Source organism: Enterobacter sp. Y17 (assembly GCF_019730495.1).
In the GTDB taxonomy this organism is placed as follows: Bacteria; Pseudomonadota; Gammaproteobacteria; order Enterobacterales; family Enterobacteriaceae; genus Enterobacter; species Enterobacter asburiae_B.
Genome location: NZ_JAASKP010000001.1, coordinates 745,943 through 770,141, shown reverse-complemented (window position 1 = coordinate 770,141; position 24,199 = coordinate 745,943). Strand labels below are relative to the sequence as shown.

At 56.5% G+C, this 24,199-nt stretch carries 22 protein-coding genes; 13 read left to right on the top strand and 9 right to left on the bottom strand.

The window, feature by feature from the left end; genetic code table 11:
• Positions 1–52 precede the first annotated feature (52 nt).
• From HCH49_RS03535 to HCH49_RS03515, 5 genes are all read left to right on the top strand, one after another.
• The gene (locus HCH49_RS03535) at positions 53–1,033 is read left to right on the top strand and encodes a GlxA family transcriptional regulator (protein WP_221702194.1); all 981 of its coding nucleotides are present in this window, start codon (positions 53–55) and stop codon (positions 1,031–1,033) included.
• Positions 1,034–1,111: 78 nt separating this feature from the next.
• Positions 1,112–2,122 (top strand): type I glyceraldehyde-3-phosphate dehydrogenase, encoded by a 1,011-nt coding sequence (gap, locus tag HCH49_RS03530; RefSeq protein WP_048980942.1) that lies wholly within the window; start codon positions 1,112–1,114, stop codon positions 2,120–2,122.
• Positions 2,123–2,403: 281 nt separating this feature from the next.
• Complete coding sequence (locus HCH49_RS03525; protein ID WP_221702192.1) at positions 2,404–3,108, top strand: hypothetical protein; 705 nt, start codon at positions 2,404–2,406, stop codon at positions 3,106–3,108.
• Positions 3,108–3,329 carry a hypothetical protein gene (locus HCH49_RS03520; RefSeq protein ID WP_221702189.1) on the top strand — a complete coding sequence of 74 codons (222 nt, stop codon included), beginning with the start codon at positions 3,108–3,110 and terminating at the stop codon, positions 3,327–3,329. Before HCH49_RS03525 ends, HCH49_RS03520 begins: the two co-directional genes overlap by 1 nt.
• The gene (locus HCH49_RS03515) at positions 3,330–3,809 is read left to right on the top strand and encodes a type VI secretion system tube protein TssD (protein WP_221702188.1); all 480 of its coding nucleotides are present in this window, start codon (positions 3,330–3,332) and stop codon (positions 3,807–3,809) included.
• 48 nt (positions 3,810–3,857) lie between these two features.
• Here HCH49_RS03515 and HCH49_RS03510 read toward each other — a convergent pair whose 3' ends face one another.
• Entirely contained in the window at positions 3,858–5,045 is a 1,188-nt protein-coding gene (locus HCH49_RS03510; protein ID WP_047741732.1) for an MFS transporter, read from the bottom strand.
• Between the two features lie 115 nt (positions 5,046–5,160).
• On the opposite strand from HCH49_RS03510, the gene HCH49_RS03505 reads away from it, so the two are divergent.
• Together HCH49_RS03505 and HCH49_RS03500 are read left to right on the top strand one after the other, a co-directional pair.
• Positions 5,161–6,117 carry an AraC family transcriptional regulator gene (locus HCH49_RS03505; RefSeq protein WP_087822764.1) on the top strand — a complete coding sequence of 319 codons (957 nt, stop codon included), beginning with the start codon at positions 5,161–5,163 and terminating at the stop codon, positions 6,115–6,117.
• 102 nt (positions 6,118–6,219) lie between these two features.
• The gene (locus tag HCH49_RS03500; protein ID WP_221702187.1) at positions 6,220–7,905 is read left to right on the top strand and encodes an alpha,alpha-trehalase; all 1,686 of its coding nucleotides are present in this window, start codon (positions 6,220–6,222) and stop codon (positions 7,903–7,905) included.
• Between the two features lie 490 nt (positions 7,906–8,395).
• On the opposite strand, the gene HCH49_RS03495 is transcribed toward HCH49_RS03500, so the two are convergent.
• Both HCH49_RS03495 and HCH49_RS03490 read right to left on the bottom strand, forming a co-directional pair.
• Entirely contained in the window at positions 8,396–10,498 is a 2,103-nt protein-coding gene (locus tag HCH49_RS03495; RefSeq protein ID WP_221702186.1) for a TonB-dependent siderophore receptor, read from the bottom strand.
• A gap of 113 nt (positions 10,499–10,611) precedes the next feature.
• The gene (locus HCH49_RS03490) at positions 10,612–10,866 is read right to left on the bottom strand and encodes a GlsB/YeaQ/YmgE family stress response membrane protein (protein WP_008502662.1); all 255 of its coding nucleotides are present in this window, start codon (positions 10,864–10,866) and stop codon (positions 10,612–10,614) included.
• Positions 10,867–11,074: 208 nt separating this feature from the next.
• On the opposite strand from HCH49_RS03490, the gene HCH49_RS03485 reads away from it, so the two are divergent.
• Positions 11,075–11,806 (top strand): flagellar brake protein, encoded by a 732-nt coding sequence (locus HCH49_RS03485; RefSeq protein ID WP_023312174.1) that lies wholly within the window; start codon positions 11,075–11,077, stop codon positions 11,804–11,806.
• Positions 11,807–11,843: 37 nt separating this feature from the next.
• Here the strand turns inward: HCH49_RS03485 and emtA are convergent, their stop codons facing one another.
• Positions 11,844–12,455 (bottom strand): membrane-bound lytic murein transglycosylase EmtA, encoded by a 612-nt coding sequence (emtA, locus tag HCH49_RS03480; protein WP_221702185.1) that lies wholly within the window; start codon positions 12,453–12,455, stop codon positions 11,844–11,846.
• A 107-nt stretch (positions 12,456–12,562) separates the two neighbouring features.
• Between emtA and ldcA the strand changes: the two genes are divergently transcribed.
• Both ldcA and HCH49_RS03470 read left to right on the top strand, forming a co-directional pair.
• Positions 12,563–13,477, top strand: a complete 915-nt coding sequence (ldcA, locus tag HCH49_RS03475) for a muramoyltetrapeptide carboxypeptidase (RefSeq protein ID WP_047061068.1) — start codon at positions 12,563–12,565, stop codon at positions 13,475–13,477.
• A gap of 97 nt (positions 13,478–13,574) precedes the next feature.
• Positions 13,575–15,308, top strand: coding sequence for a potassium/proton antiporter (locus HCH49_RS03470; RefSeq protein ID WP_221702184.1), 1,734 nt, complete (start codon positions 13,575–13,577; stop codon positions 15,306–15,308).
• Positions 15,309–15,400: 92 nt separating this feature from the next.
• Here the strand turns inward: HCH49_RS03470 and dadX are convergent, their stop codons facing one another.
• Entirely contained in the window at positions 15,401–16,471 is a 1,071-nt protein-coding gene (gene dadX / locus HCH49_RS03465) for a catabolic alanine racemase DadX (RefSeq protein WP_048979608.1), read from the bottom strand.
• Positions 16,472–16,480: 9 nt separating this feature from the next.
• Positions 16,481–17,779, bottom strand: coding sequence for a D-amino acid dehydrogenase (locus HCH49_RS03460; protein ID WP_032658462.1), 1,299 nt, complete (start codon positions 17,777–17,779; stop codon positions 16,481–16,483).
• A 321-nt stretch (positions 17,780–18,100) separates the two neighbouring features.
• Here HCH49_RS03460 and HCH49_RS03455 point away from each other — a divergent pair, with 321 nt between their 5' ends.
• On the top strand, positions 18,101–19,633 hold the full coding sequence (locus HCH49_RS03455; RefSeq protein ID WP_023293929.1) for a SpoVR family protein: 1,533 nt from the start codon (positions 18,101–18,103) through the stop codon (positions 19,631–19,633).
• A gap of 114 nt (positions 19,634–19,747) precedes the next feature.
• Here the strand turns inward: HCH49_RS03455 and fadR are convergent, their stop codons facing one another.
• On the bottom strand, positions 19,748–20,467 hold the full coding sequence (fadR, locus tag HCH49_RS03450; RefSeq protein WP_023336056.1) for a fatty acid metabolism transcriptional regulator FadR: 720 nt from the start codon (positions 20,465–20,467) through the stop codon (positions 19,748–19,750).
• A 200-nt stretch (positions 20,468–20,667) separates the two neighbouring features.
• On the opposite strand from fadR, the gene nhaB reads away from it, so the two are divergent.
• Both nhaB and dsbB read left to right on the top strand, forming a co-directional pair.
• Positions 20,668–22,206, top strand: a complete 1,539-nt coding sequence (gene nhaB, locus HCH49_RS03445) for a Na(+)/H(+) antiporter NhaB (protein WP_221702183.1) — start codon at positions 20,668–20,670, stop codon at positions 22,204–22,206.
• Positions 22,207–22,349: 143 nt separating this feature from the next.
• Entirely contained in the window at positions 22,350–22,880 is a 531-nt protein-coding gene (gene dsbB / locus HCH49_RS03440) for a disulfide bond formation protein DsbB (protein WP_023312182.1), read from the top strand.
• A gap of 115 nt (positions 22,881–22,995) precedes the next feature.
• Here dsbB and HCH49_RS03435 read toward each other — a convergent pair whose 3' ends face one another.
• Both HCH49_RS03435 and HCH49_RS03430 read right to left on the bottom strand, forming a co-directional pair.
• Positions 22,996–23,436 (bottom strand): YcgN family cysteine cluster protein, encoded by a 441-nt coding sequence (locus HCH49_RS03435; RefSeq protein ID WP_033145818.1) that lies wholly within the window; start codon positions 23,434–23,436, stop codon positions 22,996–22,998.
• A gap of 93 nt (positions 23,437–23,529) precedes the next feature.
• On the bottom strand, positions 23,530–24,189 hold the full coding sequence (locus tag HCH49_RS03430) for a fumarylacetoacetate hydrolase family protein (protein ID WP_029742142.1): 660 nt from the start codon (positions 24,187–24,189) through the stop codon (positions 23,530–23,532).
• Positions 24,190–24,199: the final 10 nt, after the last annotated feature.

Sequence of the window (24,199 nt, the reverse complement as noted above, 5' to 3'; positions counted from 1 at the left end):
TGGGGCGCACGCGTCGCTTGACTTATTCTGTGATAAAGGTACTTTTCAGGACATGAAGAAGATCCTGATTATTGTTCCCGACGGCGGCATGCTGTTTGAAGCCGCCGGTATCGCCGACATTCTGATGCAGGCCAACCGGCTGCATCCGGAAGGTCTTGCGCAGCCCCGCTACCGGATTATCATCGCCACCACCCAGCCTCACCAGGTGATCCACGGCCAGTCCGGCCTGAATCTGCTGGCGGACTATCGCCTGCCGGAGCTGGATCCGCGTGAACCGCTGGACACCATTATCATCACCGGACGCGGCATGAACGAGCTGGAGAGCACGGCGGTGGTGGACTGGTTGCACCTCGCTGCGCCGCACGCCCGGCGGGTAGCCTCTATCTGCGGCGGCGCGATGCTGCTGGCCCAGACCGGCCTGCTGGACGGTCGCCGCGCGACCACCCACTGGCGGCTACTGGAGACGATGCAAGCCCAGTATCCCGCTATCCACGTCGAAGGCGGTCCGCTGTATATTCAGGATGGTCCCATCTGGACCTCCGGCGGCGTGAGTTCCGGGTTCGATCTGACCCTGGCGCTGGTGGAAGACGATTACGGATTTACCCTCGCCCGCGACGTGGCGCAGGATATGGTGATGTATCTGCGCCGTCCCGGCGGCCAGCTGCAGTTCAGCCGTTACAGCCTGCAGCAGCCCGGCACATCGGGCCCGATAAGCGAACTGCAAACCTGGATCCTGCAAAACCTCACCGCCGACCTGTGCGTGGAAAATCTGGCCGAGAAAGCGGCGATGAGCCCGCGTAATTTCACCCGCGTGTTTACCCGCGACGCGGGAGTTTCTCCGGCCCGCTACGTGACCGAAGCGCGGCTGGCCGCGGCCCGCCAGCTGCTTGAGCAGACCCATGACTCCCTTGAGCGCGTTGCCGAGCAAAGCGGGTTTGGCACCAGCATTAACCTGCGCCGCATCTTTGAGAAACAGCTCCACCTCACGCCCGGCGAGTACCGCCAGCGCTTCCACTGCCGCAAAATGGCGTAATCTGATCCTTTTTTGTCATTTACGCCAAAGGGCCCGACGCCTACAGTGACTCCAGACAACAGAGATAAGGAGTGCACCATGGTTAAGGTCGGTATTAACGGTTTCGGCCGTATCGGACGTAATTTCCTGCGCGCGGCGCTGGGTAACCCGGATCTGCAGATTGTGGCCATTAACGATCTGACGGACAGTAAAACCCTCGCCCACCTGCTGAAACATGATTCCCTTCTGGGCAAGCTTCCCGCCCCGGTTGAAGCGGCAGACGGCGCGCTGCAGGTAGACGGGCAGCGGATCGCCGTATTTAGCGAACGCGATCCGGCGAATATCCCGTGGCGTGACGTCGGCGTTGACGTGGTGATTGAGGCCACCGGTTTCTTTACCGAGCGGGAAAAAGCGGCGGTGCATATCACCCACGGCGGCGCCAAGCGCGTCATCATTTCCGCTCCCGGGAAGAACGACGACCTGACGATTGTGATGGGGGTTAATCACGAGCAGTACGATCCCGCCCGTCACGCGGTGGTGAGTAACGGGAGCTGCACCACGAACGGTCTGGCACCGGCCGCTCAGGTTCTGCATCAGCAGTTCGGGATTGAGCATGGCCTGATGAATACCACGCACGCCTACACCAACAGCCAGGCGCTGCACGATCAGCCGGAGAAAGATCTGCGCGGCGCGCGCGCGGCGGCGCTGTCGATTGTGCCTTACTCAAGCGGCGCGGCAAAAGCGCTGGGGAAAGTGATCCCATCCCTTGACGGCAAACTGACCGGGTACTCCCTGCGCGTGCCGGTGCCGGTGGTGTCGATTGTAGATTTAACGGTAACGCTGAGCCGTAACGTAACCGCCGAAGAGGTGAATGACGCGTTCCGCAACGCGGCCGCCAGCGGGCCTCTGAAAGGCATTCTGGGCTATAGCGATGAACCGCTGGTCTCCAGCGATTACCAGGGCGACCCACGCTCCTCGATTATCGACGGGCTTTCCACGCTGGTGATTGGCGGGAACATGGTGAAGATCCTGGCGTGGTACGACAACGAGTGGGGCTTCTCAAACCGTCTGGTGGATCTGGCGGTGTGGATGGATAAGAAAGGACTGTAAGTCTTACCGTGATGCCGGGTGGCGCTTGCGCTTACCCGGCCTACAAATTATGTCATCATTCAGTAATATCTCCCCATTCCTCGCTGAATATATAATTCTTAATAATCTCAAGATTATTTAACTCTTTTTAATTCATCGCATCAATTATAAAAACGCACCAATTAACTTAGAAAATAGGTTAATGTTTATTCTTTACTTTACGTTTAAAAGTGCGAGTCCGATCACTGTCCTTAGACGATAGCGTAGACCATGATACACCCTGCATACAACAGGACCATATTATGTATTACAGCAAGGAAATTATAGAAAGAATTGGATCCGATAAAGATCTTGCATTAAGGCTCGATCGCGCCGTCGCGGGGGTAAAGGACGGTGCCATCGAATATTTAAATAATCTTGGTGATGCTACCACGCGATTGCTTTATTATACGTCTTGCTTCACTGATAATTATCAGGATGTCTGTAAAAAATTGGGTTCGGAAGATTTGAGGTTTTTAGCAGGAGTCGCCGAGCTTGTTAAGCATAGAGATGTAATTTTTAGAATGGTAAGGATTTATATTGAAACGATGCTTCAGAACAGATCCATTATTCAAAGAAAAATTATTCTCGAAAAATTAATACCATTTACAACAAACTATTCAGTAAAGCAAGTATCTAAGAGCGGTTTGATTTATGCCGCCACGTCATACATCTGTTATGGTAATAAAATGAACGCGGCCGTAAAAAGTGCATTTATGAGAAAGGTTGGTTTGAGCACAGGAGGTGTAATTACCGTATTAAACCTTTACGCTATAGTTCAGCATGCGGCAGACAGCGCAAATACACTTAAAAAATTTCAGCCGTTATTTTACCATGCGCTGTATGTTGAAAAGCTGGAAATGATGTATTTCCTTATTGAACCGGTGATAATGAAAGCCGGTTATCTTAACTTAAACACTGCATCCGATAGCGAAATTGCTGATGCGCTGAATAGAATGATGCGATAATGTGGCAATCGATAAAAGCATTTTTGAAACAATTTTTAAAAACTTTCTTACAAGACATTCTGGATGATTTTTTTTGGTATGGCACTGGAATATTCGCCATCATTCTCGGTGCTGTCGTAGTGAGTTTTATAGAAAACGAAAAAATTGCACTACGAATCGTTGGGATTATTGTATTAGTTGTGTACTTCATTGCATTTCGTTACAAAACAAAGGATCAATAAATGTCTACGCCAGCACATATATGGTTTACTGATGAAAATAACGCGCCCGTTTCAGGCGAGTGTTTAATGCCTACAAGATTGGGCTCTACCGAACTCAAATCGTTTAATCACTCCGTCTGGATCCCGACCAGTTCCAACACGGGAAAACTGACAGGAACGCGCCTTCATGTTCCCATTACCTTTGAAAAAGAAATAGATCGCATCACACCCCATCTTTTTCGTGCCGTATGTACAGGTAAAACCTTCAAAACGGCATTAATCAAAATGTATAAAATTGATGACGCCGGTATTGAGCGCGGATACTTCAATATCACTCTGGAAAACGTCAAAATAACCAGGATCTCGCCAGTATTGCACCCGCTCGGTATCGCAAGTGCGCATATGGAAGAAGTCGAACTTCGCTATGAATCGATTGAATGGAAATATTGCGACGGGAATATCATGTTTAAAGACACCTGGAATGAAAGAGCAACAGCATAGAACAATGAACAACCGTTATGTCCCTCTCCCCAAGGAGAGGGAAAAGGCTCACTCTGCTTTCACTTTCACGCCCATAAGCACAATCACCATCGCCGTTACCAGCAGAAGCCCGCTTCCGGCGAATACGCCGCTGGCGCCGTTGAGGTCAAATACCGCGCCGCCCCCGGCCGCACCGGCACTTATCGCCAGTTGAATTGAGGCCACCAGCAGCCCGCCTGCACTTTCGGCTTCATCCGGAACGGTAGTGGCAAGCCAGGTTGACCAGCCCACCGGAACCAGACCAAATGCAAAGCCCCACAGCGCGACCAGGAACCCGTCCAGCATCGCCAGATGACCAAACGCCACCATGGTGAGCGCGAGAACGCCCATCGCGAACGGCACCAGCGCCAGCGTCAGGCGCAGATTTCGTGCCAGCAGATGCCCGGCAACCGAGGTGCCGACAAAGTTGGCCAGCCCAAAGCCCAGCAGGATCAGCGAAATGGTCTCCACGCTCGCCTGCCCCACCGTTTCCAGGAACGGGCGCAGGTAGGTAAAGAAGGCGAAATGGCCGCTGAAAATCAGGATGGTCGCCAGCATGCCGCCGATCATCCCCGGACGACGCAGCACGCGGAACAGCGTACTCAGGCTGCCGCTGCTCTCCGGCTTCATGGACGGCAGGACCCAGAGCTGCCACAGCAGCGCCAGCATGCTCGGCAGAATGCAGAGCACAAAGACGTTGCGCCAGCCGATCAGGCTGCCCAGATAGCTGCCCAGCGGCGCCGCGACCACCGTGGCTATCGATACGCTGGAGAAGATCACCGCCAGCGCCTTCGGCACTTTATCCGCCGGAACCAGGCGCATCGTCGTCGCCGTCGACATCGCCCAGAATCCCCCGATGGCGATCCCCAGCAGCAGGCGCCCCATCAGCAGGACGTGCAGGTTGGGCGCAAAGGCCACCAGCAGGCTGGAGATAATTTGCAGCACCGAGAAAAACATCAGCACCCAGCGGCGGTCAATGCTTTTGGTCGCCGGCGTAATCAGCAGTCCGGTCACCAGCGCCACCAGCGCGGTGGCGGTGACGGCCTGTCCGGCCATTCCTTCACTCACGCCCAGGCTCGCGGCCATCGGCGTTAACAGACTGGCGGGCAGAAATTCTGCCGTAATCAAACCAAACACCCCCAGCCCCAGTGAATAGACGGCCCGCCAGGCGGGTTTTGCAGGCGCTACCGCCTCGCTCGCCGCGACACATGAATTCATCTGTTTTTCTCCCGTTATAAAAATGTGACAACTGTCGCAAAAGCATAGAAGGTTCACCCTGGACGATCTATGACATATAATCTCCACTTATTGATTATTCGTCCGGAGTTGCGCCATGACCGTACAGTCACCCGATCTGATCAGCGAACTTTTACGCGGCATGCGTCTGTCAGGTGTGAAATACCGGCGGATCCAGGCCAGCGCGCCGTTTGGCGTCGCCTTCCATCAGGCGCCCGGTAGGGCGCAGTTTCATTTTGTGAGCCACGGTAGCGCCCTGCTGCGAATGGAAAGCGGTGCGACGTTCGAACTGAGCAGCGGCGATGCCCTCTTTATTCCTTGCGGTAATTCTCATGCCCTGCTCTCTGACGAGCGGGCAACCATTACGCCCGTCAATGCCTTTCCCAGCGAGCCCATCTGCAGCTCGGTGTGTGCCATCACCTGCGAACCCTGCCCGGAAAGCGAGAACACCATCATCTTTAGCGGGTGCATGGATTTTGAGCTGGGCGGGATGCAGCCGCTGATCAAGGCGATGCCGGAAGTGATGATGGTCAGCCGGCTGATGTCCACCTGGCCGGAGATCCACCCGCTGCTGGCGGCGATGGAGCGGGAATCCGTTTCGCGTCAGGCCGGGTACGCCGGGATCCTTGCGCGTCTGGCCGACGTGGTGGCCGCGTTAATCGTGCGTGGCTGGGTTGAAGGCGGATGTGGTAAAGCCACCGGCTGGGTGCAGGTTCTGCGCGACCCGCGCCTGAGCCGGGCCATTTACGCCATGCACCAGCAGCCCGGCCTGAACTGGAGCGTGGCGGATCTGGCAAAAGAAGCGGGCACGTCCCGTTCCGTGTTCGCCGAACGATTCCTGGCCGCGACGGGAACCACCCCGGCAAAATATCTCAGCGAGCTGAGGATGCGGCTGGCCATCCAGTACATTCGCCACGAAAATCAGCCGATTGAAACCGTCGCGCTGCGGCTGGGGTACGGCTCTCTGGCGGCATTTAGCCGGGCATTTAAGCGCATCATAGGACATGCGCCGGGCACGCTGCGGGAAGCCAGCCAGACGCCGGAAGAGGTCTGATGGGCAGGCAATTATTAACGCGAAGCGGGCAATATTCGTCTAAGGTTTTCAGGTGATTGACAACAGCGGTCACGCTGTTTAGTGAAGACAGGAGACGAACTGATGATAAGACCTCGTACACTACGCCCCGCATTCTTGCCCCTTGCGTTAGGAGGCGCGCTGCTCGGCGTCACGACTTGCGGTTATGCCGACGATAGCCCCGCAGCCCAGACAACCTCACCCGATATTTTGCTGGGCCCTCTATTTAACGATGTGCAAAGCGCCAAACTGTTTCCCGATCAGAAAACCTTTGCGGATGCCGTCCCCAAAAGCGACCCGCTGATGATTCTGGCGGATTACCGGATGCAGCACGCGCAGTCCAGCTTTGACTTACGCCACTTTGTCGAGATGAACTTTACGCTCCCTGCGGAAGGGGAAAAATATGTTCCGCCTGCTGGACAAAGTTTACGTGAGCACATCGACGATCTCTGGCCCGTGCTGACGCGCACCACGGATAAAGCCAGCAACAAATGGGATTCCCTGCTGCCGTTACCCAAACCTTACGTTGTGCCCGGCGGACGTTTCCGCGAGGTCTACTACTGGGACAGCTATTTCACCATGCTGGGCCTGGCAGAGAGCGATCACTGGGACAAAATCAGCGACATGGTGGATAACTTTGCGTATGAGATTGTCACCTTCGGCCACATTCCCAACGGCAACCGCAGCTATTACCTGAGCCGCTCCCAGCCGCCGTTTTTCTCAATGATGGTTGAACTGCTGGCGACCCACGACAGCGATGCGCTGAAGAAGTACCGTCCGCAGATGGAGAAAGAGTATGCCTACTGGATGGACGGCGTCGACGCCCTTCAGCCGGGGCAGGCTAACAAACGCGTGGTGAAGCTGGACGACGGCGTTATCCTCAACCGCTACTGGGACGACCGCGATACCCCGCGCCCGGAGTCCTGGCTTGACGACGTGAATACCGCCAAAAGTAACCCTAACCGGCCTGCGACCGAGATCTACCGTGATTTGCGTTCCGCTGCGGCCTCGGGCTGGGACTTTAGCTCCCGCTGGATGGACGATCCGCAAAAGCTCGGCACCATCCGAACCACCAGCATTGTCCCCGTGGACCTGAACGCCCTGATGTTCAAGATGGAAAAACTGCTGGCGCGGGCAAGCCAGGAGAGTGGCGACGCCGCCAGCGCAAGCAAATACGAGGCGCTGGCGACGGCGCGTCAGAAAGCCATCGAGAGCCACCTGTGGAATGATAAAGAGGGCTGGTACGCGGATTACGATCTGAAAAGCAAGAAGGTACGCAATCAGCTCACGGCGGCAGCCCTGTTCCCGCTTTACGTGAAGGCGGCCGCGCAGGATCGGGCCGATAAAGTCGCCGCGGCAACCTCGTCGCGCCTGTTGAAGCCGGGCGGTATTGCGACCACCACCGTCAATAGCGGCCAGCAGTGGGATGCGCCAAACGGCTGGGCCCCGCTGCAGTGGGTGGCCGCGGAAGGGCTGCAGAATTACGGACAGAAGAAGGTCTCTATGGACGTGACCTGGCGCTTCCTGAAGAACGTTCAGCATACTTACGACCGCGAAAAGAAACTGGTCGAGAAGTATGACGTCTCGACAACCGGTACGGGCGGCGGCGGCGGTGAGTATCCGCTGCAGGACGGCTTCGGCTGGAGTAACGGCGTGACGCTGAAAATGCTGGATCGGGTCTGTCCGAAAGCAAAACCGTGCGACAGCGTGCCGGAGAATCAGCCTGCGGCAAATGAGGAGGCTGAGCCGGTGAAAGCTGCGGCGCAGTAAGGGTATTGCCGGGTGGCGGCTACGCCTTACCCGGCCTGCGCGTGCTGGCTCTCTCCCTCCGGGAGAAGGTTAGCCAGTAAGTTTTGAGCAGAAGCAATAACGTTGTTTCAGAACGCTTGAACGCTTTCAGCGATGCCATGGTCCGGCTGTAAATCGCTGAGGCGTTTGCCTTCCGGCCGGGGCGAGGCGCATGGATGCGCCGAGAGGGCGGGCTTTACAGGGATGTTACCTCCGCCCGTCCCCGATAAGCCGGAAGGAATACGCCGAGGGCACCGCGAAGCGGCGATTTACCGCCGGGAGCCCGGGTTGCCAGGGTGGCGGCGACTGAGCCACCCTGGCACGTTCACCGGTCACATCGTTACAGAGTAGCAAGGAACATGAAGTGAACGGAATGACCACCACAGCCGTATGTTCCCCCTCACCCCAGCCCTCTCCCTCAAGGGAGAGGGGGCAGTACGATTGCGCATTTTGACGGGGTTCCCCTGGTTCCTTAGAAACTATAACTCGCCCCTAGCTGATACGTCCTGTCACGCCCAATCCAGCAGTTGGTCGCGTCGTAGCAGGTCAGCGTCTCTTTATTGGTGATATTCTGCGCGCTGGCTTTAAGCGTTAGCCCTGCCAGCGAAGGCAGGATTTCGCCCATCCGGTACGAGGCCGCCAGATCGTACTGCGTGGTGCCGCCCAGTTTACCCGCATCGTTTGCCGGAGAGATTTCCATCGGCCCGGTGTAGCGTGCGCCCGCTCCCAGCATCAGTCCTTTCAGCGGCGTGTTGTCAAAGGTGTAATCCCCCCAGAGGTTGAAGGCATTTTCCGGTACCTGCGTTGGACGTTTGCCTTTGTATTTGTCATCTTCCCGGTTGATCGCGTGGGTGTACGCATAGTTGGCAATCAGCGTCAGGTTGTCCGTCGGACGGCTGATGGCGGAGAGCTCTGCCCCTTTGGATTCCACTTCCCCGGTCTGACGATAGTTCAGGAAGCCCGGATCGGAGGTGACGACATTTTTCTGCCGGATGTTAAACACCGAGGCGGTAAAGGTGGTGGCGTAGTCGGCCAGCAGATATTTCACCCCGCCTTCCACCTGCTTGCTGGTAGTCGGTTTGACGTCTTTCGCCACGAGCGTACCCTGCGGTGACACCGGCGCGAAACCTTCTGAATAGCTGATAAACGGCGAAATCCCGTTATCGAAGGCGTAAAGCGCGCCCAGGCGTTTGGTGACGCGATCCTGCGATACCCAGGCTTTATCACCGTTTTGCAGGTAGTTGGTGGTAACGGAGCGGTAATCGTCGTAGCGCAGGCTGCCCAGCAGGTTGAGGCCGCCAAACTCTACCTGATCCTGTAAGTAATAGCCGTTCTGCTGATAGCTGAGACGGTTTTTCTGGGCGGTATAGAGCCCCAGCGCGCTTTCCTGGATCTGCGAATAGTCAGGATGCCGCATATCGATGCCCGGCGTGGCCGACGCGTAGCGATAATGGAAATGGGAATTCAGCTTCTGATAGTCAAACCCGGCCAGCAGGTGGTGTTTCCAGTCGCCAAGGGCAACGGTTTTGGTCACCTGGTTGTCGATGTTGAAGCTCTTAAGGTCTTCATCGGTGGTGTAGGCAAAGCGGTTGAGCTGATACGCCTCGCTTCCCGTCCCTGTCGCGTAGACGCTGCGCTGGTGGGTATCGACGTCGAAATAGCGCGCTTTCTGATTAAAGCCCCAGCCGCTGTCAAACTCATGTTCAAAGCTGTAGCCCAGCATCCACTGACGCTGCTTAAACCCGCTCCATTCGTCTCCGGCATAATCGCGCTTGCTCGCATATTTCGAGTGCAGGTAGGCGAGCGGCAGCGGGTTAGACGGTGTCAGGCTCGGGGTGTTTTGCGCCAGCGCGTCCAGGGTGAGGCGGGTTTTGCTGTCCGGCTGCCAGGTGACGGATGGAGCAACCAGGTAGTTTTCATACCGGGTGGTGTGCGGCTGATCGTCGTTTTCCGTCGCTTTGCCCAGCAGACGGTAGTTCCAGTCGCTGTCGGCAATCTGCCCGGTTGAATCGAGGTATCCCTCTTTCAGATTACGGTTTCCGGTGTTAACGCCGATTTCGGTCCGGGCTTCCCGCTGCGGTTTTTTACTTTGAATATTCACCAGCCCGCCCGGCGAACCGCCGCCGTAAAGGACCGATGAGGGGCCTTTCAGGATATCAACGCTGTCGATCAGCAGCGGATCGATGCGCGCTTTGGTATTGCCGGTGACGTTATAGGGCAGCTGCAGCCCGTTGTAGAACTCCTGGTCAACGGTAAAGCCACGAATTTTATATTCGCTCATGTAGGAGGTATTCCCCCGCACCTCGGTTGAGACGCCCGGGGCATAGCGCAGGATTTCATTCACCGAATTCGCGTGACGCTTTTCAATTTCCGGCGCAGTGAGGGTCGTGATGACCTGCGGCGTTTTACTTTCGGCAACGGCCGATTTCGTGGCGCTGTTCGTCCAGACCGGCAGCGCGCTGCCCTGCTCTGAGCCCGTGACGACGATGGTGGATTCTTCGGCAAACGCCGGGACCTGCAATGCCAGCGTGATGGCCCCTGCCAGAGCGCAAAGCGTAAAACGTGAGGTATTCATAATGTCGTCTTGTTGTTAGATGCAATACGGAACGACAATTATTATCATTTAGATTAACAAATCAATACTCAGGCAAAAAAAACGGCCCTCCGCAGAGAGCCGTTTACGTCAATTTATGCTCGTCGCAGTAACCTGAATATGCCCAGCACCACAATGGCACCCACGACAGCGACCAGAAAACTGTGCAGGTCGAAACCACTTATGTTGCCTCCAAAGCCAAACATCGTCGCCAGCCAGCCGCCCACAACCGCACCAACGACCCCGAGTACACAGGTCAGAATAAAGCCGCCGCCATCGTTTCCCGGCATGATCAGTTTAGCGATAGCGCCAGCAATAAGACCAAAGATAATCCAGGCGATGATACCCATAGCGATGCCCTCTTGCAGGTTTAACGCGTGCGCAGAAAACCTTCTGCACAGCTAACTTAAGTATAGGTCATCGCCGGAAAATCATTTTCATCTCACCGACTTATCTTTGGTTAAACAGGCAAAAAAAACTCACCGGTTTGTATTAAGTTTCATTGCAGATTGCCGATAACGCTAAGACAGTCTGTCATCAATCAAGGAGCCATCCGGCGTGAGTCATTACAGTGAGCAGTTCCTCAAGCAAAATCCGCTGGCTGTATTAGGGGTATTACGCGACCTGCAAAAAGGTGAAGTGCCGCTGCGCATCAGCTGGTCGAATAATCAGTTCATCAGCAAGATCCTTGACGCCTCGCAGGATCGGCTGGTGATTGATTTAGGCAGTCAGGAGTATGAAAACCGCGCGGCGCTGAAAGCGGAGAATATCGCGGTGATGGCCGAAACGCAGGGCGCCAAAGTGGAGTTTGTCCTGTCGCGGCTGGAACTGAGCGAATACCAGGGACTGCCGGCTTTTGTTACCCCGCTTCCGACCAATCTCTGGTTTGTTCAGCGTCGTGAATATTTCCGCATCAGCGCCCCGCTCCATCCCGCCTATTTTTGTAAGGCCAAAATGCCGGACAAAAAAGAGATCCGCTTCCGCCTCTTCGATCTGTCGCTGGGCGGCATGGGCGCGCTGATGGATACGCCGAAACCGGACGGGCTGGTAGAGGGCATGCGGTTTACGCAAATCGAACTGGATATGGGGGGCTGGGGTCGCTTTTATTTCGATGCGCAGCTGATTGCGATCAGCGACCGCACCGTCGTGGACAGCAAAAATGAAACTATCACCACGCCGCGTCTGAGCTTCCGTTTCCTCAACGTCGGGCCCGGCGCAGAGCGTGAGCTTCAGCGTATTATCTATTCCCTGGAGCGAGAGGCGCGGGAACGCGCAAATAAGGTCCTGTGAAGAAATCGGGCAGCGTGACCGCCGCCCGTCTGCGGCATTACATGGCATCCATCGCTTTCTGTACTTTCCAGATATAACGAGGCGCCTGTGGTGCCGGGTGATTTTTCGCCACATGTTCAAAGAATTCGTCTTTGTCCATGCCGTTAATCTCTTCTATCGCCTCTTTGCGGTCAGAGGAGAAGGTTCTGAGCAACGCGCCGGCACCGTTAACGTAAGACACCACCAGCGCGTACTGCATCACCTCTGGATCCTTAATCCCCTTCAGCACGCCATGCTCCATAATGCTCAGATAGGCCGTGCCCATTGAAATGTTGCGTTCCGGGTTTTTCAGCTCGCTGGTCGACGGCTGGCCGTTCCAGCCCATGTAGCGGTAAACCTCTCTCCCCGCCGTTGACGCTTTAAGCTGCATCAGCCCCACCGCGTTGGATTTGCTGACAAGCGTGGGATTACCGCCTGACTCCACCGCAATGATCGCCGTGATGAGACGCGGGCTGACGCCCCAGGCCTTCCCGGCTTGCTCACTGATTGGCATCCACTGCATGGCCCGTTTCACCGGCACTTCCGGGTTCCAGGGCGGGTTTTGATAATCATGTTTTGAACTACAGCCAGCGAGCAACACAATCAAAAAAGCAAACCATCTCAAATTCACGTCATCTATCCTTATAGCCGGTCATCGCGGTGCGCCGCCTCTTGAAGCAGGCAGCGTATAAGCGGCATGATATAGACAATTAGTTTCTCATTCAGCAAGGAATTGCCATGTCTCAGTTTCATCTCATCGCGCCGTCGGGCTACTGCATTAACCAGGACGCGGCGCAGCGGGGCGTTCAGCGTTTGCTGGAATCTGGCCATCAGGTAGAAAATCAGACGATTATCCCCCGCCGCCAGCAGCGTTTTGCCGGTACCGAAGCGCAGAGGCTGAATGATATCAATAGTCTGGTGAACCTGACGGGCGAAAACCGGGTTGTGCTTGCGGTGCGCGGCGGATATGGCGCGAGCCGGCTGCTGGAGAGCATTGACTGGCAGGGGCTGGCGCTGCGCCAGCAGCAGGATCCGCTGCTGATCTGCGGCCACAGCGATTTCACCGTCATCCAGCTTGGGCTGCTGGCCCTGCATAACGTCATCACCTTCAGCGGTCCGATGCTGGCCGGTAACTTCGGCGCACCGGAGCTGGATGCGTTTACCGTGGAACATTTCTGGCGCGCGCTGCGCAATTCTACCTACAGCGTGGAGTGGCAAGGCAATGGGCCGCACTGGGAATGTGAAGGCCAGCTCTGGGGCGGCAATCTGGCGATGCTGGTCTCGCTCATCGGCACGCCGTGGATGCCGCAAATCGAGGACGGCATTCTGGTGCTGGAAGATATCAACGAACATCCGTTCCGCGTCGAACGCATGCTATTGCAGCTTTATCATGCCGGTATTCTTGAACGCCAGTCCGCGATTGTGCTGGGCAGCTTCAGCGGCTCTGCTCCGAATGACTATGACGCGGGTTACTCCCTGGAGACCATGGTCGACTTCGTTCGCTCGCGGCTGGATATTCCGGTCATCACCGGTCTGGATTTCGGCCATGAGCAGCAAACCGTCACCCTGGCGCTGGGGGCGCATGCCTCCCTGATCCACAACGATTCCGGCACTCGGCTGACCATCAGCGGCCATCCTGTCATAAAGGCATAAAAAAGCCGTTATACCCCCTTAATAAAACGCTGTTGCCGTTGTTAATATGTTAGGGTTTTAGTAACAGCGTTAACATTGAGGTGGGAGTAAGAGAACATTGGATGCCGCAGCGATAATCAGCCTTTTCATTTTGGGTTCCGTCCTTGTAACCAGCAGTATTTTATTAAGTTCATTTTCATCGCGTCTCGGCATACCTATTCTTGTCATTTTCCTCGCCATCGGCATGCTGGCCGGCATTGATGGCATTGGTGGTATCCCCTTCGATAACTACCCCTTCGCCTACATGGTGAGTAACCTCGCGCTGGCGGTGATCCTGCTGGACGGCGGGATGCGCACCCAGGCGAGCTCCTTCCGCGTGGCCTTAGGGCCTGCGCTGTCGCTCGCCACGGTCGGCGTGTTGATTACCTCTGGCCTCACCGGGATGATGGCCGCGTGGCTTTTCCATCTCAATATCATGGAAGGTTTGCTGATTGGCGCCATCGTGGGCTCAACCGATGCGGCAGCGGTGTTTTCCCTGCTCGGCGGAAAAGGGCTTAACGAACGCGTTGGCTCCACGCTTGAGATTGAATCCGGTAGTAACGATCCGATGGCGGTATTTCTCACCATTACGCTTATCGAGATGATTCAGCAGCATGAAAGCGGGCTGAGCTGGATGTTTGCGTTACATATCCTGCAGCAGTTCGGTCTGGGGATTGTCATCGGCCTGGCGGGGGGATACCTCTTACAGCAGACGATCAACCGCATCTCGCTGCCCGCGGGGCTTTACCCCCTGCTGGCGCTGAGCGGCGGCATTCTTATTTTTGCCGTCACCACCGCAGTGGACGGCAGCGGTATTCTCGCGGTCTATCTCTGCGGGTTCCTGATGGGCAACCGCCCTATTCGCAACCGCCATGCCATTTTGCAGAACTTTGACGGCCTGGCGTGGCTGGCGCAAATCGGCATGTTCCTGGTGCTGGGCCTGCTGGTTACGCCATCGGACCTGCTGCCGATCGCCGTTCCGGCGCTGCTGCTGTCCGCGTGGATGATCTTCTTCGCCCGTCCGCTGTCGGTATTTGCAGGCCTGCTGCCGTTTCGCGGCTTCAACCTGCGCGAGCGGGTCTTTATCAGCTGGGTGGGGCTGCGCGGCGCGGTGCCGATTATCCTTGCGGTGTTCCCGATGATGGCCGGTCTGGATAACGCGCGGCTGTTCTTTAACGTGGCGTTCTTCGTGGTGCTGATTTCCCTGCTGTTCCAGGGAACCTCGCTCGGGTGGGCGGCGAAAAAAGCCAAAGTGGTGGTCCCGCCCGTGGGCTGGCCGGTCTCCCGCGTGGGGCTCGATATTCATCCGGAGAACCCGTGGGAACAGTTCGTCTATCAGCTGAGCGCCGACAAATGGTGCGTGGGGGCCTCGCTGCGCGATTTGCACATGCCTGCCGAAACGCGCATTGCCGCCCTGTTCCGCGATAATGTCCTGCTGCACCCTACCGGCAGCACCCGCCTGCGCGAGGGGGATATTCTCTGCGTCATTGGCCGCGAGCGCGACCTGCCCGCGCTGGGCAAGCTGTTCAGCCAGTCGCCTCCGGTGGCGCTGGATCAGCGTTTCTTCGGCGATTTTATTCTGGAAGCCAGCGCTAAATTTGCGGATGTGGCGCTGATTTACGGTCTGGATGAAGGTGCTGAAGACGGTGATAACCCGCAAACGCTGGGCGAAATCATCCAGCAGCGGCTTGGCGCTGCCCCGGTCGTGGGGGATCAGGTAGAGTTTGCCGGGATGATCTGGACCGTTGCCGAAAAAGAAGATAACGCGGTGCGGAAAGTCGGTTTAAGACCGATGGATGAGGAAGCGGAGTAGTTTTTTTGCCGGGTGGCGGTTTCGCCTTACCCGGCCTACAAAACCCTCTAACGTAGGCCGGGTAAGCGTTAGCGCCACCCGGCGAACGTAGGTTACACCGTCACAACCGGCACTCGAGGGGCCAGCGCGCACATCAATTCATACCCCACCGTGCCCGCCGCGGCAGCCACGTCATCAATTTTGATTTCGTTACCCCACAGCTCGACGGGTGAGCCAATGCCCGCCTGCGGGCATGGCGTCAGGTCAACGGCCAGCATATCCATAGATACGGTGCCCACCGTTCCCGTGCGAACCCCATCGACCCAGACCGGCGTGCCGGTCGGCGCGATGCGCGGGTAGCCGTCGGCATAACCGCCCGCCACGATGCCAATCCGCTGCTCGCCCTTTGCCCGGTAGCGGCTGCCGTAGCCCACCGTGTCCCCGGCCTTCAGCGTCTGCACGCCAATGATTTCACTGCGCAGGGTCATGACCGGCTTCAGGCCGCTGTTGGCGATATCCTGCCACTCACCGGAGGGAGACGCGCCGTAGAGAACGATCCCCGGGCGCACCCAGTTATAGTGCGCCTCGGGATGCCACAGCGTGGCCGCCGAGTTCGACAGCGAGCGCGGGCAATCCAGCCCTTCTGCCGCCTGCTCAATGCGGACCATGGCATCGGCAATACCGTCGGGTTTTTCCGCGTCGGCAAAATGCGCCATCAGCGTCATTTCGCCCACGTTTTTCATGGCGCGCAGCTGCTGCCAGACCGTATGCACCCGCTCAGGCTGAAAGCCCAGGCGGTTCATGCCGCTGTTCACCTTGAGATAGATATCCAGCGGAGCATGGAGCTTCGCATCCTGGATCGCCTTAATCTGCCAGTTGCTGTGAACGCTGGTGGTCAGCCGGTACTTATCCAGCAGCGGCAGATCGTCCGCATGGAAGAACCCTTCCAGCAGTAGAATCGGCCCTTTCCAGCCGCGCTCGCGCAGCAGAATGGCCTCTTCCAGATTCAGTAGCGCAAAACCGTCGGTCGCGCTCAGCGCGCTCCAGATACGATCGATACCGTGGCCGTAGGCATTCGCTTTCACCACCGACCAGACGCGCGAACCCGGTGCCGCCCGACGAACAATTTGCAGATTATCCTTCAGGGCCTGCAGGTTCAGCTGGGCCAGAACAGGACGGGACATGACAACTCCTTAGCTATGCGCGCCGTGCAGGTGCTGTGGACGCGAAGGCGTAAACCCCGATTGATAGCGCGCGGCGCTTAAATCGTCAAACGGAATTGCCGGCGTGCGCCCGGAAATCAGGTCGCTCAGCAGCTGGCCCGATCCGCAGGCCATTGTCCAGCCGAGCGTGCCGTGTCCGGTATTGGTCCACAGGTTTTTAAACGGCGTGCGCCCTACGATCGGCGTGCCGTCAGGGGTCATCGGACGCAGGCCGGTCCAGAACGTCGCCTGCTCAACAAAACCGCCGCGCGGGAAGAGATCGCCCACGACCATCTCCAGCGTTTCACGACGCGGCTGCAGCAGTTCGGTGTTGAAGCCAACAATTTCCGCCATGCCGCCCACACGAATGCGGTTGTCGAAGCGGGTAATGGCGATTTTGTAGGTTTCGTCCAGAATGGTCGACACCGGGGCGCCGCTCTCTTCTTTCACCGGAATGGTCAGCGAGTAGCCCTTCAGCGGATAGACCGGAATGTCGAGAATGCCTTTCAGCATGGCGGTGGAGTACGAACCAAACGCCATCACGTAGGCATCGGCTTTGATTACCTCGTCGCCGCACTTCACGCCGTAAATTTTTTCGCCTTCCGACAGCAGCTTGTCGACGGAGGTGTTAAAGCGGAACTTCACCCCCGCCTGCTCGCACATTTGCGCAAGACGTTGCGTAAAGAGCTGGCAGTCGCCGGTTTCGTCATTTGGCAGGCGCAGGCCGCCGGTCAGCTTGTGCGCCACTTCCGCCAGCGCCGGTTCAACCTGGCCAAGCTGGCTGGCTTCCAGCAGCTGGTACGGTACGCCGGCATCTTCCAGCACGGCGATATCGCGAGTGGCATTTTCGTACTGTTGCTCGGTGCGGAACAGCTGCAGCGTGCCGCCCTGGCGGCCTTCATACTCAATCCCCGTCGACGCGCGCAGCGCTTTCAGACAGTCGCGGCTGTATTCCGCCAGGCGCACCATGCGCCCTTTGTTCTCCATGTAGTGGCGGGTGTCGCAGTTGCGCAGCATCTGCCACATCCACTTCAGCTGGAACTGCGTGCCGTCAAGGCTGATGGCCAGCGGCGCATGGCGCTGGAACATCCATTTAATCGCTTTCAGCGGAACGCCCGGCGCAGCCCACGGCGCCGCATACCCCGGAGAGATTTGCCCGGCGTTCGCCGCGCTGGTTTCAAGCGCCGGACCGGATTCACGATCGATAACGGTTACGTCATGTCCCGCCTGACTTAAATACCAGGCGCTGGTTACCCCAACGACACCACTTCCCAGTATGACAACACGCATAGCCACTCCATTATGTGCAAAAGAACAATCTTCTAATTACAGATTGATAACCTAGTTGAAAATATTATTCAACATACGACTTTTTTATGGTGACTTACCTCACACATCCCCCAGCATCAGGGGATAGTGCTAATTTGGGATCTCCTGCTGCGCGTTATTTTTAACCAGCATAATATTCTGAGACATGCCGTTTTTTTGCCGTATCAAAAACGCGAAATCGCAAAGAAAAAATTTCTGCCCCAGCACGCTTTTTAACACGTTGATCTATGCTTGAAAGGAGGCTCTCCAGACAGAGAGAGCACCCACAACGAGGGCGCGCTAATGGCTACTATTGATTCCCTGAACAAGGACAACACACGTCTGAGCGATGGACCCGACTGGACCTTCGAGCTGCTGGATGTTTACCTCGCCGAAATCGACCGGGTCGCAAAGCTATATCGCCTGGATACCTATCCCCATCAGATTGAAGTCATTACGTCCGAACAGATGATGGACGCCTACTCCAGCGTCGGGATGCCGATTAACTATCCGCACTGGTCGTTTGGCAAAAAATTTATTGAAACAGAACGGCTGTATAAGCACGGCCAGCAGGGGCTGGCGTATGAGATTGTGATTAACTCCAATCCGTGTATTGCCTATTTAATGGAAGAGAACACCATTACCATGCAGGCGCTGGTGATGGCGCACGCCTGCTACGGGCACAACTCCTTTTTCAAGAATAACTACCTGTTCCGCAGCTGGACGGACGCCAGCTCCATCGTCGATTACCTGATCTTCGCCCGCAAATACATTACCGACTGCGAGGAGCGCTACGGCGTGGACGAAGTGGAAAAACTGCTCGACTCCTGCCACGCGCTGATGAACTACGGCGTGGACCGCTACAAACGTCCGCAGAAAATCTCCCTGCAGGAGGAGAAAGCCCGGCAGAAGAGCCGCGAAGAGTACCTGCAAAGCCAGGTGAACATGCTGTGGCGAACCCTGCCGAAGCGTGAGGAGGAAAAAACGATCGCCGAAGCGCGTCGCTATCCGTCCGAGCCGCAGGAAAACCTGCTCTATTTTATGGAGAAGAACGCCCCGCTGCTGGAGCCGTGGCAGCGTGAGATCCTGCGCATCGTGCGCAAGGTGAGCCAGTATTTTTACCCGCAAAAACAGACGCAGGTCATGAACGAAGGCTGGGCGACCTTCTGGCACTACACCATTCTTAACCATCTGTACGACGAGGGAAAAGTGACCGAGCGGTTCATGATGGAATTCCTCCACAGCCATACCAACGTGGTGTTCCAGCCGCCCTACAACAGCCCGTGGTACAGCGGAATAAACCCGTATGCGCTTGGCTTCGCCATGTTCCAGGACATTAAGCGCATCTGCCAGTCGCCGACGGAAGAAGACAAGTACTGGTTCCCGGATATCGCCGGTTCTGACTGGCTGGAAACGCTGCACTTTGCGATGCGCGACTTTAAGGACGAGAGCTTCATCAGCCAGTTTATGTCGCCGAAGATCATGCGTGATTTCCGCTTCTTCACCGTGCTGGACGATGACCGCAACAACTATCTGGAGATCTCCGCAATCCACAACGAAGAGGGATACCGTGAGATCCGCTCTCGCCTCTCTTCCCAGTACAACCTGAGCAATCTTGAGCCGAATATTCAGGTATGGAACGTCGATTTGCGCGGCGACCGCTCTCTGACGCTGCGCTATATCCCGCACAATCGCGCGCCGCTGGATAAAGGGCGTAAAGAGGTGCTGAAGCACGTGCATCGCCTGTGGGGTTTTGACGTGCAGCTGGAGCAGCAGAATGAAGACGGGAGCGTCGAGCTGCTGGAACGTTGCCCGGCGCGGTTGAATACGCTGTAGTGACGCTTTTGCCCGGTGGCGGCTACGCTTACCGGGCCTACAAAACCCGTAGGTCGGGTAAGGCGTAGCCGCCACCCGACGAAAAAAAACCTCTCATACGAGAGGTTTTTTCTTTTAGCGAGTCTGAATCGCTAAATCACCCGGCAGCGTTTTCTGCATACGGTGCCAGATTTCACCGGAATCGTGACCGTAGCGGCGCACCGTCTCATAAACCTGATCGTGCAGACCTTCGGTACAGAGCTTGCTCAGCTTGTGGTAGAAGCCCAGCGCCAGGCTACGCGCTTCCGGATTGGCAAAGTAGTGGCGGCCAATGCGGGTGTAAAGCCCTTTCATACCGTTGAGGATCAGCCCATACACCGGGTTGCCGGAGGCAAACGCCAGGCCGCGGAACACGTTGTAATCGAGAGTGGCAAAAGCATCGGCGTGATCTTCCACCTCGTTCGCGCTGGCCAGCACCGCAAGGGCGTCTTCCGGATGCTGACGGAAAGCGGTACGAATAAAGATCGTCGCGATGTTGGTGCGAACGGAGAGCAGATTATCAATGAGCTGCGGCACGCTTTCATGGTCAAGACGCGCCAGCGTTTCAAGAATGTTCAGCCCGGACGTTTCCCAGAAGTTGTTCACTTTCGTAGGCTTACCGTGCTGGATCGTCAACCAGCCATCGCGCGCCAGCCGCTGAAGCACTTCACGCAGCGTGGTGCGAGTGACGCCAATCAGTTCAGAGAGTTCGCGTTCAGCCGGAAGAATGGACCCCGCAGGGAAACGATTATTCCAGATGCTTTCGATGATGTACTCTTCCGCGAAACCCGCCGGGCTCTGCGCCTTAATGACCATAGTGAGATTTCCATTACACAGCTTTAGCAAATTGGACTCATCATACCAGAGGCACGCAGTGGCAGGTAGCGCGGCAAAGAGAGAAAAGAGGGATCGCCGTTTCATTTTTGTGAAATTTACAATGCAGCCTTATCCGCCTCCAGGCCGCGATTTTTGCGTATACTGATGTTTTGTCTTACTTGACGGGAAGGACGTCTGTTGTGGAAATTTCTTTTGGGCGCGCGCTATGGCGCAATTTTTTAGGTCAGTCTCCTGACTGGTATAAACTGATACTGCTGGTTTTCCTGGTCGTTAATCCCATCATTTTTAGCGTGAATCCCTTTATCGCCGGCTGGCTGCTGGTGGCGGAGTTTATCTTCACCCTGGCCATGGCGCTGAAATGTTATCCCCTTCTGCCGGGCGGATTGCTGGCGTTTGAAGCCGTCGTCATCGGTATGACCAGCGCCGAGCATGTCAAAGCAGAGCTGGCGTCTAATCTCGAAGTGCTTCTGCTGCTGATCTTTATGGTGGCGGGTATCTACTTTATGAAACAGCTGCTGCTGTTCATCTTCACGCGCCTGCTGCTCAGCATTCCGTCGAAAATGTTCCTCTCGCTGGCGTTTTGCCTTGCCGCCGCCTTCCTGTCGGCGTTCCTGGATGCGCTGACGGTCGTTGCGGTAGTGATCAGCGTCGCGGTTGGGTTTTACGGAATTTATCACCGCGTGGCCTCCTCTCGCCCAAATGAGGACCTGCAGGATGACAGCCACGTTGAGGCGCATAACCGTGACGTGCTGGAACAATTCCGCGCGTTTCTGCGCAGCCTGATGATGCATGCCGGCGTGGGTACCGCGCTGGGCGGCGTGATGACCATGGTCGGCGAGCCGCAAAACCTGATCATTGCCAAAGCGGCGGGCTGGAACTTCGGTGATTTCTTCCTGAGAATGGCACCGGTGAGCGTACCGGTGCTGATCTGCGGGCTGGCGACCTGTCTGCTGGTGGAGAAGTTTCACCTCTTTGGCTACGGGGCGCAGCTCCCGGAGCCGGTTCGTCAGGAGCTGCATAAATTCGATGTGCAGAGCCGAAGCCAGCGGACGCGCCAGGAGACGCTACGACTGATTGCTCAGGGGATCATCGGCGTCTGGCTTATCGCGGCGCTGGCGTTCCATCTTGCCGAAGTGGGGCTGATTGGCCTGTCAGTCATTATTCTCGCCACCACCTTTACCGGCGTGACGGACGAACATGCCATCGGCAAGGCGTTTACCGAAGCCCTGCCGTTTACCGCCCTGCTGGCGGTGTTCTTTGCCGTCGTGGCGGTGATTATCGACCAGCACCTGTTCGCGCCGATTATTGCCTTTGTATTACAGGCCTCACCGGATGCTCAGCTCTCGCTGTTTTACCTGTTTAACGGCCTGCTCTCGTCGATCTCAGATAACGTCTTCGTCGGGACGGTCTACATCAACGAGGCCAAAGCCGCTATGGAGCAAGGCGTTATCAGCGCCGGACAGTTTGAGCTGCTGGCCGTGGCGATCAATACCGGAACCAACCTGCCGTCGGTGGCGACGCCAAATGGCCAGGCCGCCTTCCTGTTCCTGCTGACCTCCGCCCTCGCGCCGCTCATACGTCTTTCTTATGGCAGGATGGTATGGATGGCGCTGCCCTATACGCTGGTGCTCACGATCGTCGGATTGCTTTGCGTCAAAATTACCCTCATTCCCTGTACGCAATGGCTGGTACAAGCGGGTATACTTGCGGCGCAGTAAACTATGCATCTCGGGCAGTTCGCTGCCCGTTTGCCTTTTCGCACGATAAACATCCAATTACGTTTTATTTCGCCAGGTACAGGTGGCGCGAAAAACGAATTCGTTTACACTGCGCTTTCTAAGCATGTTCCAGGGAAATGATTATGTTGAGATTTTTAAACCAGTGCTCCCGCGGTCGCGGAGCGTGGTTGTTAATGGCCCTGACCGCCTTTGCGCTGGAAATGGTCGCGCTGTGGTTCCAGCATGTAATGGGACTGAAACCTTGCGTACTGTGTATTTACGAACGCAGCGCGCTGTTCGGCATTATGGGTGCGGGCCTGGTGGGTGCGATTGCCCCAAAATCGCCGCTTCGCTATGCCGGTATTGCCATCTGGATCTACAGCGCCTGGAAAGGAATTGAACTCTCCTGGCAGCACACCATGATGCAATTGCATCCGTCACCGTTTATGACCTGTGATTTTGCCGCCCGCTTCCCGAGCTGGCTGCCGCTGGACAAATGGCTGCCGCAGGTGTTCGTCGCATCCGGTGACTGCTCCGTTCGCCAGTGGGAATTCCTGACGCTGGAGATGCCGCAGTGGCTGGTGGGCATTTTTGCCGCCTACTTCGTCGTGGCGCTGCTGGTGCTGATTGCCCAGCCGTTCAAACCGAAGAAACGCGATCTTTTTGGGCGCTAATTTGCCCGGCGGCGCTTCGCTTGCGCGGGCCTACGGTTTTGTAGGTCGGGTAAGCGCAGCGCCACCCGACACAACAGCGCACAATAAAAAACCCGCCTCGGCGGGTTTTTTAATCTTAACGGGTCGGGTGGTTCATGATGTGATCTTCCCAGTCCTGCACCTCGGACTCTTTCACCGCGATGTGGCGCACAGAAATGCGTTCACCGTGCATCGCCGCTTTTGAACCGGTTAACAGCGGATGCCAGTCAGGCAGACCTTTCCCTTCCGCCAGCAGGCGATACGCGCAGGTATGCGGCAGCCATTCAAACGTCGGCAGATTATCCCGGGTTAACTTGATGCAGTCAGGCTCAAATTCAAACCGGCGCTCATAGTTGCGGCACTGGCAGGTTTTAATGTTTAACTGCTTGCAGGCAACGTTGGTGAAGTAGATTTCGTCCGTATCTTCATCCATCAGCTTGTGTAGGCAGCACTGCCCGCAGCCGTCGCACAATGATTCCCATTCCGCGTCAGTCATGTCGTCGAGAGTTTTGCTTTGCCAGAAAGGGATGTCGTTCATCAGGATGTCCACACGTCAAAAGAAAGCGCACCTTATAACGAGTCTGGCACGTTGTTGCAAGTTTTGCCGCCCTCTTCAGGCGGCAAGATGGGGTTACAGCACGCGGGTTTTAAGCGACAGGCCGTTGAAACCGACCTCAAGCTCGTCACCGCTGAGTAGCGGGCCAACGCCTTCTGGGGTTCCGGTCAGGATCACATCGCCCGGCTTCAGGGTAAAGAAGCGACTCATGTAGGCGATCAGCGGCACAATCTTATGGATCATGTCTGCCGTGGTGCCCTGCTGGCGGATCTCACCGTTAACCTTGAGGCTGAGCGGCGTGTCCTGCGGATCGCCGGTAAATTCGCTCACCGGCACAAACGCCGAAATCGGGCAGGAATTATCAAACCCTTTGGCTTTTTCCCACGGCTGCCCTGCTTTCTTCATTTTGCCTTGAACGTCACGCAGGGTCAGATCCAGCGCCACGCCGTATCCGGCAATCGCTTTTTTAACATGTTCTTCTGAGGCCTGGCGCAGCGTCGCGCCGATCAGCACGGCAAGTTCAACTTCGTGATGCACCGAACCCAGCCCCTGGGGCAGCGCCAGCGGCTGGCGGATATCGCAAAGCGCCGTTTCAGGCTTAATAAACAGGACCGGTTCTTCTGGCGTCGCGCTGCCCATCTCCTGAATATGTTTTGCGTAGTTGCTGCCCACGCAAACCACTTTGCTGACGGGATAATCCAGTAATGCACCTTGCCAGTTATGATGTTGATACATGGTCGACCCC